We start from the raw sequence: 15935 nt of genomic DNA, 5'->3' as shown, positions 1-15935 counted from the left end.
AAACCCCGTGTTTACTGTGCAGCCCTTCCCTTGCCTATTTTTCTATCTCAAAAGAACAAAAAAACAGAGCAAAAATTATCTTTTTGGGATGGCGTTTTTTACGCAAACACGCTGCCACACAAATCAGTCTTTGATGATACCGCGCGCGCGTAACAGGGCGGTTTTAAAATCATCTTCATAGTCTTTAGCCAGCCCCGGAATCGGTGCTGTTTTTTCTGACTCACGCATTTTCAGGTGGTAAATCAGTATATCGTCGGTCAGATCGCTCAACTCGCCCTGAAATCCGGCTTCTTGTGCTAATTTTTGCAAAAATGCGATCAGATTCAGATCCGGGTCTTTCTGCCATGCCGGGTGTAACAGTTCAATCAGCTCATTGACACGGTGAGATTTCATCTTATCAAACTCCTTACATCTCATTAAATGGCGCAGATACTAGCCATAAATATCGTTTATTTATGGCTAGTACTATCGGCCGCAAAAGGTAGCAAGATTTAGCGGCACTGAACATCAGTATGTGATATTTCTCTTTCACAGACCAACAGTACAGAATTAGGTACTACGCAATGGGCTTATCACCATTATTTTGTATGAAAACATTTCAATTATACTGGTTATGCGTAGAATAACAGCAGTAAGTACAGAGGAGCCCGCAGTGAGAGAGCCGATTACCGGTGTGATTTTAGCCGGTGGAAAAGCAAGGCGCATGGGAGGAAAAGACAAAGGATTGATCGTTGTTGCCGGCAACCCGCTGTATCAGCATGTCGCACAACGTTTAGCGCCACAAGTCAGCCAACTGCTGATAAATGCCAACCGACATCTTACCGAATACCGCCGCAGCGGTTATCCGGTACATACTGACTCTCTGGCCGGATACCAAGGCCCGCTAGCTGGTATGCTCACCGCATTACAGCATGCACAAACCGATTGGGTAGTGTGTGTGCCGTGTGACAGCCCTCTATTACCCCATGATTTAGCCACTCGCTTGTTAAACGCCGTTGGCACTGCCGACTGTGCAATAGTGACAGACGGTGAGCGGACGCATCCGGTTTTTGCACTGCTGCACCGCAAGCTGATCCCCACATTACAGCACTTTTTGCAGAGAGATGAGCACAAGCTTATGCTATTTTTTGCTCAGCAACATTGCGTAACGGTTGATTTCTCTGATCAAGCAGCCGCTTTTTGTAATGTAAACACTCCCGATAATTGTATGATGATAGAGTCACTATTAGGGAGCCATACATGATACTGCCAATGCTGGGTATTGTCGGCTATAGCGGCAGCGGCAAGACCACGCTGCTCAAAATGCTATTACCTCTGCTGCGTCAGCGAGGCATCCGACCAGCACTGATAAAACACACTCACCATGATGTTGATGTCGATACACCGGGTAAAGACAGCTTTGAGCTGCGTAAAGCCGGTGCCGACCAAACTATCGTGGTGTGTGATCAGCGCTGGGCACTGATGACTGAAACACCGCGCACACCGGCTTCACTGGCTGCGCTGTGTCATCAGCTCGATTCAGCCACGCTTGATCTGGTACTGGTAGAGGGGTTTAAGCATGAGCCGATCCCTAAAATCATGCTGTACCGTGAAGCAGTAAAAAAACCGCTGGCTAGCCTGCTAGCCTCGCTCGATTCACAACTGATCGCACTGGGTACGGATACCCCGGATGTACTGCCTTGTACACTTTCAGTTCCGATACTGGATATCAATCAACCAGCGCAATTTGCCGATTTCATTCAAACCTGGCTGAAGCTGCACGCCTGACCTGCATCACAGATCGGCGTACTGTGCTCGATAGGCCAGCATACAACAAAGTGTGCCAGATCATGGGCTGATACGCGCATTGCAACACAACAGCAAAACCTATAACGACATAATAATTGCACCATGACACCACCGCATTCGGTTGGGAGGACACATGAATCACCACCACCATCAAAAAGCGGCTCAGCGTAATCTGTCGTATCAGTTGGCAGAGAGTATTGGCCGCCAGATGCTAAACGGCCAAATAGAACCGGGTTCGATTTTACCGGGCGAAATGGAGCTGGGCGAAATGTACGGCGTGAGCCGCACCGCCGTGCGAGAAGCAGTAAAAATGCTGGCAGCCAAGGGGATGTTATTGCCTCGCCCGCGCATTGGTACCCGTGTAATGCCGCGCCGTAACTGGAATTTTCTTGATCAAGACCTACTGACTTGGTGGGCCGAGCAGGATGATAAACAAAAACTGGTTGCTGAATTTCATGTGATGCGTGAAATGCTTGAACCGAAAGCTGCCTCAATGGCCGCTATGCACGCCTCACCAGAAGATCGGCATCAGTTGTCACTGCTGATGGGCGAGATGCGCGCCCTTGACGAACAGTTTGATAAAGAGCGCTGGATTGAGGTGGATACCCAATTCCATCAGATGATCTATTTCTCCAGCGGAAACCCATTCCTGACTCCGTTTGGTAACCTGTTTAAAGCCGTGTTTCAGGTCTACTTTCGCACTGTCACCCGTGATTCGGTGGTGCGCTTAGAGTGCCATCAGGCGATTATTGATGCGATTTTACGCTCAGACCCTGATGCCGCCGCCGCTGCGGTAGAGTCACTGATTAACGATCAGGATTAACCCTCTTCACCGCACTATTTCGCGGATAACTCGCTGATAGCTGCTCAACCTTGGTATCCGGTCATCTATCGGATATCAAGGTCTTATTATGCCTGTAGCCTACTTTTCATACGCCTATCGATTGGCTTGGCGAAACGCATTCACTCAGGTAAAGTCACCCACTTTTGCCGCGTACTCACGGGGATTTTACAGATGTATATCGGATTTGATTACGGCACAGCCAACTGTTCTGTCGGCCATATGGCAGCTCACGGGCCACAACTGCTGACCTTAGAGCAAGACTCGCCCTACCTCCCGTCAATGATCTGCGCCCCTACCCGTGAGGCTGTCAGCGAATACCTGCACCGCCACTGGCAACTTCCAGCTACCGATAAAGCCAGCCAACAACTGCTGCGCACCGCAATGAACACCAACCGTGATGAGGATATTCAGGTCAGCACCGACTGCCTGCGCTTTGGTTTGCATGCGCTGCAACACTATATGCAAGAGCCGGATGAAGTCTATTTTGTAAAATCACCCAAATCATTTTTGGGCGCAAACGGGCTAAAAAGCCTGCAGATTGCCCTGTTTGAAGATCTGGTTTGCGGCATGATGCACCACATCAAACAGCAAGCTGAGTCTCAGCTCAACAGCACTATCACCCAAACGGTGATCGGTCGCCCGATTAACTTTCAAGGTACCGGTGGTGAAGAGGCCAACCTGCAGGCGCAGGGGATCTTGCTGCGCGCTGCACAACGCGCCGGATTTGAGGATATTGAGTTTCAATTCGAACCCGTCGCTGCCGGGCTTGATTTTGAGGCCACCTTGCAAAAAGAGCAGGTGGTACTGGTTGTCGATATCGGCGGGGGAACAACCGACTGCTCATTGCTGCTGATGGGCCCACAGTGGCACGCGCAAACTGATCGTCAGCACAGCCTGCTCGGACACAGCGGGTGTCGAGTCGGTGGTAATGATCTGGATATTGCCCTGACCTTTCATCAACTGATGCCACTGCTGGGCATGGGAGGAAACACCGAAAAAGGCACAGCTCTGCCGACACTGCCATACTGGAATGCCATCGCCATTAATAATGTTCCCGCACAAGCCGATTTCTACGGCAGTGCCAACGGCAAAGTACTACAAGCCCTGCTGCGTGATGCCGAAGACCCGATAACCTTTGCTCGCTTGGTCAAAGTGTACCGTCAGCGGCTCGGTTATCGCTTAGTACGGGCAGCCGAAGAGAGTAAAATCGCCCTTTCCCTGCAAGCACAAACCGCGCTTGATCTGAGCTTTATCAGCACAGGCTTACAGCATCAGATTACCGAAACAGCACTGGCACAGGCCATTGAGCAGCCGCTGCAAAAAATTCAGGCGCTGGTTTCGGAAGCCTTAGCAACAAGCAATCGCCAGCCAGATGTTATCTACATCACCGGCGGCAGTGCCCGATCGCCGCTGTTACGCCACGCATTGCAACAGCAATTACCGGGGATCCCGCTGGTCGGTGGCGATGATTTTGGCTCAGTTACCGCCGGCTTAACCCGCTGGGCTGATATTTTGTTTCGTTAATTAGCCCTCAGCTTCACGGCAAAAAGCTACCCAGACGCCCTGTTTCAGGTAAAATCAGGGCTTCAATCAGGCTTTATCCTGATGGGTACATGTGACAATTGAGGTTTACCGCATGACACCGCCACGCAGTATGGCTGGTCTGCCATGGATTGCCGCCATGGCACTTTTCATGCAGACACTGGATGCCACCATCTTAAACACCGCGCTGCCTGCCATGGCCGCCAGTCTGCAACGTTCACCGATTGCCATGCAATCGGCCATCATCAGTTACACCCTGACCGTAGCGCTGTTAATCCCCATCAGCGGCTGGATGGCTGATCGTTTTGGCACCAAACGGGTCTTTCTGACCGCCGTTTCACTGTTTATTCTCGGCTCACTGAGCTGCGCCGTTTCAAGCAATCTGGGTATGCTGATAGGCTCGCGCATCTTACAAGGTGTCGGCGGCGCCATGATGATGCCGGTTGCACGGCTGGCGCTGATCCGCGCCTATCCGCGCGAACAACTACTGCCAGTACTGAACTTTGTCACCATGCCGGGGCTGGTTGGGCCGGTGCTTGGCCCGTTACTCGGCGGATGGCTGGTGACCTATACCTCGTGGCACTGGATTTTTCTGATCAATTTGCCCATCGGTCTGCTTGGCCTCTGGTATGCAAAGCGTTGCATGCCGGATATCCGCATGCCGACCCACCGTTTAGACTGGCGCGGATTTCTCTTTTTCGGGCTGGGGTTGGTGCTGATCACACTAGGTATGGAGCTGTTTGGCGAGCACTCACTTGGGCGCGGTATTGCGTATGCCACCTTGGGAAGCGGTATTTTGCTGCTGCTCAGTTATGGCTGGCATGCCACCCACTACCCCAATCCGCTGATTGATCTGAAATTGTTTCGTATCCGCACATTCAGTATCGGCATTGCCGGCAATATGTTTTCACGCTTAGGTACCGGCGGCATACCGTTTTTATTACCGCTGATGTTACAAGTCGGGCTAGGCTATAGTGCCGAAATCTCTGGCTGGATGATGGCTCCGATTGCGGTGGCCGCCATTTTATCCAAACCCTTTATCACCCAATTGCTAAAACGGCTGAGCTATCGCACCACACTGCTGCTGACCACAGTACTCACCGCCGCTTGCATCGCCGGATTTGGCCTTTATCGCGCATCCTATCCTATCTGGGTACTGATCCCACTGCTGCTGATGTTTGGTATGCTGATGTCGATACAACTGACCTCAATGAACACCCTCGCACTCAGTGGTTTGTCTGAACACAATGCCAGTGGCGGTAACGCGGTACTGAGTGTGGCCCAACAACTGGCAATAAGTTTCGGGATAGCCGGCAGCGCCTCAATACTGAGCCTGTATAAAGCGCAGGGGTTCACCCTGAATCTGGCGTTTCACCACACCTTCCTAACAGTAGCGGGAATAACCTTATTATCGGGCGTGATCTTTATGCTGATGAAGCCGCATGACGGGGCCAATATGCACGCACCTAAAAGCAATCCGTTGGTGGATGAGTAGCAAAAACAGTAGTGCGGCAATACTGCCGCACTACTAGATCAGAAGGGTTATGTTGGATCAGTACTCTATTAACGCTTTCTGGCAGCAACAATAGCGACAACATCGATAAGCTATACTATAACTGTGATGTTGCCGGATACGGCAACCAGCTCTTCATATCCAAACTCAAATACTCTTTGTTGTTGTAGCGCAGCATCACGCTACCCTCGTTAGCCGCCACCACCGGTGTTGTCTCTGGCAGTGCATTAACCATTGCCGCCAGATCGACATTATCCCGCGAATAAGCCTCGCTCCCTACCATACTAGCCACCAGTTGGGAAATCGCCAGATAGCTGCTTGGCTTGGTAATGTGCATCGGATGCTCTGCCAGCACTGATTTAGCATTGATAAACTTCACCCCCACCGGCACATGCACAATAGAAGGGCTTGGGATCTCGCGCATCCCCGAGATCTGCATCATATCGCCCTTCAGTGCAGCCCCGTGCTCTGGCACAATCACCACCATCACAGGGCGACCAGACTTCTCAAGCTGCTGCAAGAAAGTATTTAAATCATCAAACAACGTCCGCAGACTCTGCTTGTAATCTGCACGGGCAGTTTTACCGGTTTGTGCGTTAATCATCCGGTTGCCATCGTGCAGGCTAATAGTGTTGTAATACAGCGCCTCGCGCGCAGAACCCGATTTAACCCGGTTTTTCCACCAAGTATCCAGTACCGAAATATCACGATAGATAGGTGAACCATCAAACGAGGTCATCGCCGGCGTTAAACCGGTAAACGGCATTGGCGTAGTTTGTAAATTCCCCAGCGTGCGCGCTTCCTGAACAAAATCGCCAAAATGGCCATCATGGTTCATTGCCCATGATTCGTTAAAACCGATTTTCTTTAGGTTATCAAACAGATAACAGCGCGGATCGGCCGGCTTAAACAAGCCGGCATTTGACTCCTGCCCGCAACTAGCGCGCAGTAGCCGGATCATCGCCGGCCCGCTGTACGTTGAGGCTGAGTTAAACTCATCAAACACCACATCCATCGAATTCCACAACGGATGATCACGCAGCCCAACGGTCTCCATGTCTGACCAGCTCAATGAGCAAATATTGAGGATCAATACATCAAATGGCGTATTTTCCGGCGGGATAGGTGAGAAGGTGGTCACCTGCTGACTCTGCTGCTGATAAAATGCAGCCAACGCACTGTTTAGCACCTGATCATCCGGCACACTGGTCAGTTGTGGTTGTGATGCAACCGCACTGTCTGTCTCTGTACTAGCACTATTTGCGGTTGTTGTCGGCCGCAGCGCAGTTTGCGGAGCAATACGATCATCAGCCACTGCTTTAGCTGAGTGGCTAATTAACATCGGTAAGTAAGGGCTTACTGCAACATACAGCAGATAAGCAAAAATCAGTGCTGAAAAACGGATGAACTGGCTCAAAAACAGGTAACTGAGCAAAATCACCAGACCGATGGCCAGCCAGTTCCAGTTAATAAAGCGGCCGGCCAACTCCAGCATATAATCGGCAGAAAATGACTCTACCGCCGACGACTGGGCAATCAAACGGCTAAACGGCGGCAGCCATGAATCATAGTAATACAGCGCCACACCGGCCGGAATGGCCAGCAGATGCCGTAACCTATGCAACCAAACCGGAGGCAGCGGAAAAAGTAAAAAAGCAGCCAACGCCAAATTGTACAGCGGGTGAAAATTGATCAGCCCAAATCCGAACAGTGCAAATTTGGTGATAAAGTAAAAATTCCATAGACCTAAGCCGCGCCAGTGGCGTAAAGCAGCAGGTAACGGCGATAGCGTCACGTCATTCATACTAATCCCTTATTGTGCATTATATTGGTCATGATCGGCCTGTTACCCTGTTGATTACCTTACGCGGTGTGATTGCTGTATCTTATTATTTTGGCTGATTTTCCTGTGGGGCAGCACCCTTTTTCTCAGCCGCTTTTTTCTGGGTATCTGGTTTTTGTTGATCTGATTTTTGCGGCTCTTGTTTTTGCGCACCCTGTTTTTGCGGGTTTTGCTTTTGATAAAATTCAGCCACCCGCTCTATTTTACCCAGTGACACTCTCATAATGCGTTTTTGATGCTGCGGGCGGATCAGCGCACGCAACACCCTCTTTTTTCCCCAGACAAAAATCGGACGGGTATAAAACCCTATCAGGCCCGCAATAATGGCTGTGATCAACACAACCTGACCAAACGATTGTAAATCCATCATCACACCTTCAATGGCAGCACGGTAGGTGTCACGCCTGCATGACGGCGTTCCAGCGAGGCAATATCCAATTTTTGTTGCTCTTGGATCTGGGTATCTCGCACGCCCAGTTGCGCCAGCAGATCATCAGTATAATCTTTCGGTTCTGGCAACCACGACAGGCGTTTTAACTCAGTTTGCAGTGCATCCTGCCCGTTAATAACTTGTGATTCAGTAAATAGTGTATTGATGGGAAGATGAAACGTATTTTGCAGCGCACGGTCTGCATCATTTGGCCGACAGGCAAAAAAGAACACATAAATCTGATCGTCAGCCACGGTGATCACATCACCCTGACGGCGCATTTCGCACTGCGCCAGTATATCAACCAACCCCAGACTCGGCGCAGGCTGTAAGATAATCAATAATCCGCGCGTTTCGGCAGTTAAGCTGCGATCAATTTCATCTTGCAATAACGGATAAAAATCGCGCGCCGGAATGTAACCTTTTAGATGCAGCGGCTGTGAAGAGGCGAGCAGGCTATCAATGCTCGGGCGCAGCATATGCGGAAAAATCACCCCCTGTACCATTTGCAGCAAGCCGATAAAACGTGACACATGGCAAGAGAATGGCATCACCATGTTAGCGCCTGCCGACAAAAACAGGCTATCATCGAGATTACGCAGGCAGTTTGCCGTTTCACGCACCACAATTTTTAATCGCGCACCGCGTTCACTGCGCAGCTGATAAATATCGCGCGCAAGGCCATCAGTTTGTGCCGTTTCGGTAATTGCAAAAATCACGGTAGCATTGACTGCCTGCCGCGCGGCTGCCAATAGCGAAGGTCTATCCACAAACAGTTTCCAATGACGGGAAGGTGCTATTGTTCCGGCCAGCACACTCTGTATAGCTAAAATTTGATCTTCATCGGCCAACGAACCCAGTACCAGATCATTCCCAGATGTATGCAGCGCCAGCCGATTTTGCTGAACAGAGAGTTTCACGCTTACGCCAGCCGACACCCCTAGCACATTGCGCCAGTATGCTAAATCATACTCAATCAACTCAGCTTGGCGGCTCAGATGCACACAACCGGCTAACCACGGATTACACTGATTCAACCCTTGCCGCTGTTGCTGAACATTTGCCCCTACGCCCACCATCAGTACAGTTAGTGCTTTATCTTCCGCCCAGCGCGAAAGCACCTGCACATCTTTTTGTAAGCGTGCCGCTTCACTGCTCTCTAAGGCTGCTGCCTGATACTGCACAATAATGATGTCTAACCGCTTGAGCCCAAACCAGCGCATTTCATCCGGTAAACGGCTCAGCCATTTACCCTGGTTATCTTGCTCTAATTGAAATATATCACCAACTAGCTGCTCATTTTTTAACACCACCTGATACGGCTCTCCGAGCGGCAATGCGGTGGAAAAATAGTAGCGCGTATTGGGCTCAAAACGCTGTAAAAACGTGACAATTAACAGCTCGGCAATGGAAGGATGATCTGCTGTCACCCAATACACACCGCCTTCACGCAGTTCAGTGAAGCTGGTAGGTAACCCATCAATGGCTAATTGGAACGTATCATTCATTATATTGAGTTCTCAATGCATATGGCTTATCTACAATACAACCTTATTAAACAATCATTTGTCACAAAAATGCCGTTTAACAAATGAAATATAACGGTGCGTTGTACTCTCATATCAATAATAATAAAACATTGGGCTTATTTTGTATTTTTTTGCTAAAAATGCGTTACTTTTAAACATAACACACATGCAAAACAAATAGACTAACAGTTCCATAAAGTCTACATTTACCTTAGGTTATGTATAATCTGCAACTAACGTTATTCTTACAATGACGGCATTTAATCGATCTATTCCAAGCTGTCATATATTGCCGACGCACCGTTAACCTATTCTTGTTCCATTCATATGCGGCATTTGGGTGTTGAATTTACAGGAAGTCCGTAAGCATCTGAGGAATGAGCAATGGGTAAGATAACAAAACAATATGTCGTCGGTGATGATGTGGCTAACCTGATCCACTGCTACAGTATGAATCAAATGCAGTATCTTGAAGTAAAAGATATTCAGGCAATCAAACAGATAACACAGCGCTGGCCGCTGCTCGCAGAATCTGTTGATGAAGCGATAACGCAACCATCAACAGCACAAAAAAGTTGAGCATAATGCCGGAATAAACACCGTCAACCGACCACACAAAGGATATGCGCTATGCCAGTGATTGCTATTCAAGGGATTCGCGGAGGATGCGGTGCAACAACCGTCGCCGCAGGGCTGGCAGCCGCACTTCAGAGCTTAAACTATCCGGTATTGCTGTGGGATTTAAGCCCCAATAATCTGCTTGGCCAGCATCTTGGGCTACCTTTTAGCGAAGCCACCGGCTGGGCCAATGCGATGACACAAGAGCAGCCCTGGCACCATGCCGCATTTACCACCGAACATGCCGGTCTTCAGTTATTACCCTTTGGCCTTATCAACAACATTCAGGCGCTCAATTCACTGCCTGCTGACTGGCTGAGCAATGCACTAACCCGTTTAGACTTACCGCGTAACAGCTGGGTGATCCTTGATACCCCCTTGTATCCGCACTTTCTCAGCCAACAAGCTGAACAGGCGGCAGATATCTGGCTGCAAGTGACAGAAGCTGATCCGGCCTGCCATGCGCTGATGCAAAACCGTTTGCCAACCCAGCAAAACATGCCTCAACCTGATGAAAATAAACAACAAAATCAAACACATCAGGATGATGCGCAAAGTACAGCACTGCAACGTTACTGGCTGGTAAACCGCTATCATACCGCCACCTTGCTTTCGCGTGATATCTGGCAACTGTGGCACACTACGCTGGGACAGTGGCTGATCCCCAGTGCCATTCATCAGGATGAAGCACTGCGTGAAGCACTAGCAAAAAAACAGTTGATCACCCGCTCTGCCCCCGGATCGCTGGCCATGCAGGATTTCCTGTCACTAGCAACTTGGTGTAAAGCGCTATTGGAGCAGTCTTGATGTTCGGTTCAGTATTAGGCTGGGTTTTTACCCCCGAATTTACTGCCAGCATACAGGCACGCTATCAGCGTTATCACCGCCATTGGCGCAGCCCGATTGCTCTGTGTGGCGTGGTGCTGTGGCTGCTCATATGGTCGGTATTGCGCCTTGAATCACCCGCCTGCCAGTGGCTGAGCCAGAACAAACAGACACTCTACCCATTACTGCGCCAACCCAAGCGGCAATTTGCCGATCCGCTGCGTTTATTAATACAAACCGCTTGGTTATTACTGCGCGGGGCCTATAGCCATAAGACCAATGTTGCACAAAAAATCAGCGGGTTATCAGCTGCGCTGTTTGGTCATCTTTCAGTACTCAAACAACGGCTATACCACAAGATCAATACATTCCAGTACTACAACTCACCGCTGTTGCGCTCACTGAGCGAAAAAGGCCCGTGGTACCAAACCAATAACTGGCTGACCGCTGCACTGCGCTGGAGTTATCTGGTGATTGCACTACTGCTGGCGGTGCTCTGTATTACCGAACCTTTTGGCCTGCTGGCCCAGCTGACGTTTGTGATCATCTTGTGGGTGATGGCGCTGCTGATCCGCAATATTCCCGGTCGGTTTTCCAGCATGATGATGATCGTGCTCTCGGTGGTTATCTCCTGCCGCTACCTGTGGTGGCGCTATACCGCAACCTTAAACTGGGATAATGGCGTCGATCTCTTCTTCGGCCTTGGCCTGTTGGCCGCCGAAACTTACTCATGGCTGGTGCTGATGCTGGGTTACTTCCAGACCATCTGGCCACTGCAACGAACCCCCTACCCGCTGCCGGCCAATATGGATAACTGGCCCTCGGTTGATATCTATATCCCTACATATAATGAGGATTTATCGGTTATCCGCCCGACCGTATACGCGGCACTCGGCTTAGACTGGCCGCAAGAAAAACTCAACATCTACATTTTGGATGATGGGAAGCGGAGCTATTTAGCTGATTTTGCAGCCGAAGTGGGGGTGCATTATCTGATTCGGGATAACAATTTCCACGCCAAAGCCGGTAACCTAAATGCGGCGATGAAAATCACCAACGGCGAATTTATTGCAGTTTTTGACTGTGACCATATTCCCACCCGCTCATTCCTACAAATGACACTCGGTTGGTTTGTTAAAGATGACAAACTCGGGGTGATGCAGACACCGCACCACTTTTTTTCACCCGACCCGTTTGAGCGCAACTTGGGTAACTTTCGTAAAACACCCAATGAAAACACCCTGTTTTACGGTTTAGTGCAAGACGGTAATGACACCTGGGATGCCACCTTTTTCTGCGGCTCATGCGCGGTAATCCGCCGCTCAGCGCTAGAAGAGATTGGCGGTTTTGCGGTAGAAACCGTCACCGAAGATGCACATACCTCGCTGCGGCTGCACCGCCACGGCTACCGCTCTGCCTATATCCGAATCCCGCAGGCCGCAGGGCTGGCTACCGAAAGCCTCTCGGCGCATGTCGGGCAACGAATCCGCTGGGCACGCGGCATGGTACAAATATTCCGGCTAGATAACCCATTGTTTGGAAAAGGGTTATCATGGGCACAACGCATCTGTTACAGCAATGCGATGCTGCACTTTTTATCGGGTGTTCCCCGCTTAGTGTATCTGACTGCCCCACTGGCATTTTTAATCTTCCATGCCTATATCATCTACGCCCCAGCAGTCATGATTTTGCTGTACGTTGTTCCGCACATGGTGCACGCCAGCTTAACCAACTCGCGCATTCAGGGAAAATACCGCTACTCTTTCTGGAGTGAGATCTACGAAACCGTACTCTCTTGGTATATTGCAAGGCCAACCACAGTAGCACTGATCAACCCGCGTAAAGGGAAGTTCAATGTCACCGCCAAAGGTGGCCTGATTGATGATCAGTATTTTGATTGGGATATTTCGCGCCCCTTTTTAGTACTGGCAATGCTCAACCTGATCGGGGTTGGATTTGCCAGTTACCGTTTTATCTGGGGGCCGGGTGATGAAATGATCACCGTGTTTGTCAGCCTGTTGTGGACATTTTATAACCTACTGCTACTCGGTGGCGCGGTAGCTGTGGCCTCAGAGGTTAAACAGGTACGGCGCACGCACCGCGTGCAAATTACTCTGCCGGCCGTGATTTACCGCAACAACGGGCATGCCTACCCTTGTACCATGGTTGATTACTCTGATGGCGGTGTGGGTATCGAGATGCCGCAGGTGCAAAAATTTGATGCCGGTGAAACCGTGCAACTGATGCTCAAACGCGGCACACAAGAGTTTTTGTTTAAAGCCCGCGTCTGTAATCAGCGCAATACTTTTTTGGGAATACAGCTGGAGCATATGGATTTGCAGTCTCATATCCACTTTGTACAGTGTACCTTTGCCCGTGCCGACACCTGGGCAATGTGGCAAGAGAGCTACCAAGTTGATCAACCAATGCGCAGCATCCGCGATATTTTCGCGGTCGGGCTGCGTGGTTATAAGCAAATGGCCAAACAAGCTCCGGCTTCTGTTCGCTGGCTGATTAATGCCCTTGTGTGGATCACCGAATGGATCGGAACATTTATGCCTCATACGCCGACAATGAGCCCAGTTGCGGACCCTGTTAACTCGAAGCAAGAAGCTAAATCATGACTGAATTATCAAAAAAAATCATGTTGATCGCGCTCTCCCTGATCGGGGTCACTCCGGCACTGGTACAGGCCGAGGCGGTAATCGGTAATCTGGCTCAGACACAAACGGCCATGCCGCTGGCAGCCATGCCCGCTAGCGTACAAACCAGTACTGCGCCACAACTGACACCGGCAGCCTCAACCACCACCACCGAAATGAGCTCGGCAGATACACCACCGGTTAAAAACGAACAGCTGACGTTTAATCAGCTGCTACCTTCTGGTGTTTTAGAGCTGCGCAACGCATTAAAAACCATCAAACTCGATTTTGGTGTTCGTAGTGATCAGGTGATCACCAATGCCAATCTGCATCTGGTGTTTACCCCCTCTCCGGCCATGATCCCGGTGATGTCACAGCTCAAAGTGTATATGAATGATGAGCTGATGCAGGTCATTGCCATTGAACAGAGCCAAATGGGTAAAGAGATCAATCAAACCATCCCACTTGAATCTAAATTCATTAAAGATTTCAATACACTGCGCTTTGAGTTAATCGGTCACTATGAAGCCGACTGTGAAGATCCGCTGAATAACGCACTGTGGGCCGATCTCAGCCGTAAAAGTACCCTTGATTTAACGGTGCAATCTTTAGCACTGAAAAATAATCTGGCGATGTTCCCTGAGCCGTTTTTTGACCCGCGGGATATCAACACCTTAACCTTACCGTTTGTCTTCCAGCAGACTCCGTCACTGATCACCCAAAAAGCGGCATCAACACTGGCCTCTTGGTTCGGGATTAAAGCCGCATGGCGTGGGCAGCAATTTCCAGTGCTGTTTAATCAGTTGCCTGAGCGTAATGCGATCATCTTCGCTACCAACACCAATCGGCCTGACTTTTTAAAAGATTATCCGCCGGTAGATGCGCCCACCGTTGAGATGATCAGCCACCCAAATAACCCGTATATTAAGCTGCTGCTGATCCTTGGCCGTAATGATGATGATTTGCTGACCGCCAGTCAGGGCATTGCGCTGGGAAATACCCTGCTGCGCGGGCAATCAACCACCATTAATCAGGTCGACTTACTGGCCAAACGTAAACCCTACGATGCGCCAAATTGGATCCGTACCGACCGCCCGATTCCGTTTAGCGAACTGATGGAGTATCCGCAACAGTTGCAGGTCTCTGGCCTAACACCAAGCCCCATCACCCTAAATATGAATGTACCGCCAGATCTGTTCACCTGGCGCAGCTCGGGAATTCCGCTCAATTTACAGTACCGTTATACACCGCCGGTCACCACCGACAGCTCACGGCTGAATGTGAGCATTAACGATCAGTTCGTACAGGCCTTTTTACTGCGCGATTCCGGACAAGGCGGTAGCTCTGAGCGAGTACGTTTACCGGTACTGACCAACATGTTCACCAACGACAATAACGTGATGATTCCAGCCCTAAAAATTGGTGCTCGTAACCAGCTGCGTTTTGATTTCTCGTTTGGTTCGTATGTTAACGGCGGGCCAAAAGGCACGTGTGTGACCAACATTACTCCCAATGTACAGGCTGCTATCGAACCCAGCTCAACCATCGACTTTAGTGGTTATCACCACTATATCGCGATGCCTGATCTGCGCGCCTTTGCCAACGTAGGTTTCCCGTTTACCCGTCTGGCCGATTTATCACAAACACTGGTCTTAATGCCAGAAAAACCCGACAACGCAGAGCTGGATCTGCTGTTTAGCCTGATGGGGCGTATGGGCGCATCAACCGGTTATCCGGTGATTAATGTCAGCCTGACCGATAACTGGCAACAGGCAAAAACTGCGGATAAAGATCTGTTACTGATTGGCCAACTACCTTCAGATGAGCTGCTGCTAAGCAAAGATCACAGCGGGTTAATCAAACAGAGCCGCGCATGGCTCAACCAGCCAATGCGCCAGATCAGTGATCTGCAACTAACACCATCACAAGAGCCAAACCCCAGCCTGCAAGCTGCCAGCCATGTTGACACACAATCAGAGGGGAATATTGCTGCTATGGTTGGCTTTGAATCACCGTACGGCACACAACGCAGCGTTGTTGCGATGATGGCTTCAGATGCAAACAATTTTGACCTGATCACCCACAGCCTGAATGACTCTGGCAAAGTGGCCGCTATGAACGGCTCGGTGGTGGTGTTCCGAGATGGTCAGCTGCACAGTGATCGTGTCGGTGAAATGTACTATGTCGGCCAATTACCGTGGTGGATGCTGCTGTGGTATCACCTGTCGCACTATCCGGTGGTGCTGGCACTGGTTGCAGCGCTGTCGGTTGTCTTGGTGGCGATTGCACTGTGGAACACCCTGCGCTGGGTTACCCGTCGCCGCTTGGATGATGACCGCCGTTAAGTCATCATTAACTTGA

General features: G+C 50.1%; 13 protein-coding genes. 9 read left to right on the top strand and 4 right to left on the bottom strand.

The window, feature by feature from the left end; translation table 11 throughout:
* Positions 1-123: 123 nt before the first annotated feature.
* On the bottom strand, positions 124-393 hold the full coding sequence (locus tag AC1HDJ_RS02745) for a YihD family protein (RefSeq protein ID WP_479533159.1): 270 nt from the start codon (positions 391-393) through the stop codon (positions 124-126).
* 259 nt (positions 394-652) lie between these two features.
* Here AC1HDJ_RS02745 and mobA point away from each other — a divergent pair, with 259 nt between their 5' ends.
* The 5 genes from mobA (at position 653) to AC1HDJ_RS02720 (ending at position 5669) form a co-directional block, all read left to right on the top strand.
* Positions 653-1243 carry a molybdenum cofactor guanylyltransferase MobA gene (gene mobA / locus AC1HDJ_RS02740; protein WP_479533157.1) on the top strand — a complete coding sequence of 197 codons (591 nt, stop codon included), beginning with the start codon at positions 653-655 and terminating at the stop codon, positions 1241-1243.
* Positions 1240-1767 (top strand): molybdopterin-guanine dinucleotide biosynthesis protein MobB, encoded by a 528-nt coding sequence (gene mobB, locus AC1HDJ_RS02735; RefSeq protein ID WP_479533155.1) that lies wholly within the window; start codon positions 1240-1242, stop codon positions 1765-1767. The genes mobA and mobB overlap by 4 nt, the downstream gene beginning before the upstream one ends.
* A 154-nt stretch (positions 1768-1921) precedes the next feature.
* Positions 1922-2611 (top strand): FadR/GntR family transcriptional regulator, encoded by a 690-nt coding sequence (locus AC1HDJ_RS02730; RefSeq protein ID WP_479533153.1) that lies wholly within the window; start codon positions 1922-1924, stop codon positions 2609-2611.
* A gap of 192 nt (positions 2612-2803) precedes the next feature.
* Positions 2804-4156 (top strand): molecular chaperone, encoded by a 1353-nt coding sequence (gene yegD / locus AC1HDJ_RS02725; RefSeq protein WP_479533151.1) that lies wholly within the window; start codon positions 2804-2806, stop codon positions 4154-4156.
* Between the two features lie 112 nt (positions 4157-4268).
* The gene (locus AC1HDJ_RS02720; RefSeq protein ID WP_479533149.1) at positions 4269-5669 is read left to right on the top strand and encodes a DHA2 family efflux MFS transporter permease subunit; all 1401 of its coding nucleotides are present in this window, start codon (positions 4269-4271) and stop codon (positions 5667-5669) included.
* A 115-nt stretch (positions 5670-5784) separates the two neighbouring features.
* Here AC1HDJ_RS02720 and bcsG read toward each other — a convergent pair whose 3' ends face one another.
* The 3 genes from bcsG to bcsE form a co-directional block, all read right to left on the bottom strand.
* Positions 5785-7491, bottom strand: a complete 1707-nt coding sequence (gene bcsG / locus AC1HDJ_RS02715) for a cellulose biosynthesis protein BcsG (RefSeq protein ID WP_479533147.1) — start codon at positions 7489-7491, stop codon at positions 5785-5787.
* 85 nt (positions 7492-7576) lie between these two features.
* On the bottom strand, positions 7577-7900 hold the full coding sequence (locus AC1HDJ_RS02710) for a hypothetical protein (RefSeq protein WP_479533145.1): 324 nt from the start codon (positions 7898-7900) through the stop codon (positions 7577-7579).
* On the bottom strand, positions 7900-9468 hold the full coding sequence (gene bcsE / locus AC1HDJ_RS02705; RefSeq protein WP_479533143.1) for a cellulose biosynthesis protein BcsE: 1569 nt from the start codon (positions 9466-9468) through the stop codon (positions 7900-7902). Before bcsE ends, AC1HDJ_RS02710 begins: the two co-directional genes overlap by 1 nt.
* A 405-nt stretch (positions 9469-9873) precedes the next feature.
* Here bcsE and bcsR point away from each other — a divergent pair, with 405 nt between their 5' ends.
* From bcsR to bcsB, 4 genes are read left to right on the top strand one after another with little or no spacing between them, the layout of a single operon-like run.
* Positions 9874-10068 carry a BcsR/BcsP family cellulose biosynthesis protein gene (gene bcsR / locus AC1HDJ_RS02700; protein ID WP_479533141.1) on the top strand — a complete coding sequence of 65 codons (195 nt, stop codon included), beginning with the start codon at positions 9874-9876 and terminating at the stop codon, positions 10066-10068.
* Between the two features lie 51 nt (positions 10069-10119).
* Positions 10120-10914: a cellulose biosynthesis protein BcsQ gene (gene bcsQ, locus AC1HDJ_RS02695; RefSeq protein WP_479533139.1), complete on the top strand. Its 795-nt coding sequence runs from the start codon at positions 10120-10122 to the stop codon at positions 10912-10914.
* A complete protein-coding gene (gene bcsA / locus AC1HDJ_RS02690; protein WP_479533137.1) occupies positions 10914-13556 on the top strand; it encodes a UDP-forming cellulose synthase catalytic subunit in 2643 nt (880 codons plus the stop codon). Before bcsQ ends, bcsA begins: the two co-directional genes overlap by 1 nt.
* The gene (gene bcsB, locus AC1HDJ_RS02685) at positions 13553-15919 is read left to right on the top strand and encodes a cellulose biosynthesis cyclic di-GMP-binding regulatory protein BcsB (RefSeq protein ID WP_479533135.1); all 2367 of its coding nucleotides are present in this window, start codon (positions 13553-13555) and stop codon (positions 15917-15919) included. Before bcsA ends, bcsB begins: the two co-directional genes overlap by 4 nt.
* Positions 15920-15935 lie beyond the last annotated feature (16 nt).

The organism is Plesiomonas sp. ISS29 (genome assembly GCF_056522795.1).
Note: the sequence above shows the minus strand (reverse complement) of the source record. Positions and strands in the feature narration are given on the sequence as shown.

Excerpts from the sequence above, each read along its gene's own strand:
- AC1HDJ_RS02745 (WP_479533159.1), bottom strand. The coding sequence starts at position 393 with ATGAAATCTCACCGTGTCAATGAGCTGATTGAACTGTTACACCCGGCA.
- AC1HDJ_RS02720 (WP_479533149.1), top strand. The coding sequence starts at position 4,269 with ATGACACCGCCACGCAGTATGGCTGGTCTGCCATGGATTGCCGCCATG.
- AC1HDJ_RS02710 (WP_479533145.1), bottom strand. The coding sequence starts at position 7,900 with ATGATGGATTTACAATCGTTTGGTCAGGTTGTGTTGATCACAGCCATT.
- bcsQ (WP_479533139.1), top strand. The coding sequence starts at position 10,120 with ATGCCAGTGATTGCTATTCAAGGGATTCGCGGAGGATGCGGTGCAACA.
- bcsG (WP_479533147.1), bottom strand. The coding sequence starts at position 7,491 with ATGAATGACGTGACGCTATCGCCGTTACCTGCTGCTTTACGCCACTGG.
- mobB (WP_479533155.1), top strand. The coding sequence starts at position 1,240 with ATGATACTGCCAATGCTGGGTATTGTCGGCTATAGCGGCAGCGGCAAG.
- yegD (WP_479533151.1), top strand. The coding sequence starts at position 2,804 with ATGTATATCGGATTTGATTACGGCACAGCCAACTGTTCTGTCGGCCAT.
- bcsA (WP_479533137.1), top strand. The coding sequence starts at position 10,914 with ATGTTCGGTTCAGTATTAGGCTGGGTTTTTACCCCCGAATTTACTGCC.
- bcsB (WP_479533135.1), top strand. The coding sequence starts at position 13,553 with ATGACTGAATTATCAAAAAAAATCATGTTGATCGCGCTCTCCCTGATC.
- bcsR (WP_479533141.1), top strand. The coding sequence starts at position 9,874 with ATGGGTAAGATAACAAAACAATATGTCGTCGGTGATGATGTGGCTAAC.
- AC1HDJ_RS02730 (WP_479533153.1), top strand. The coding sequence starts at position 1,922 with ATGAATCACCACCACCATCAAAAAGCGGCTCAGCGTAATCTGTCGTAT.
- bcsE (WP_479533143.1), bottom strand. The coding sequence starts at position 9,468 with ATGAATGATACGTTCCAATTAGCCATTGATGGGTTACCTACCAGCTTC.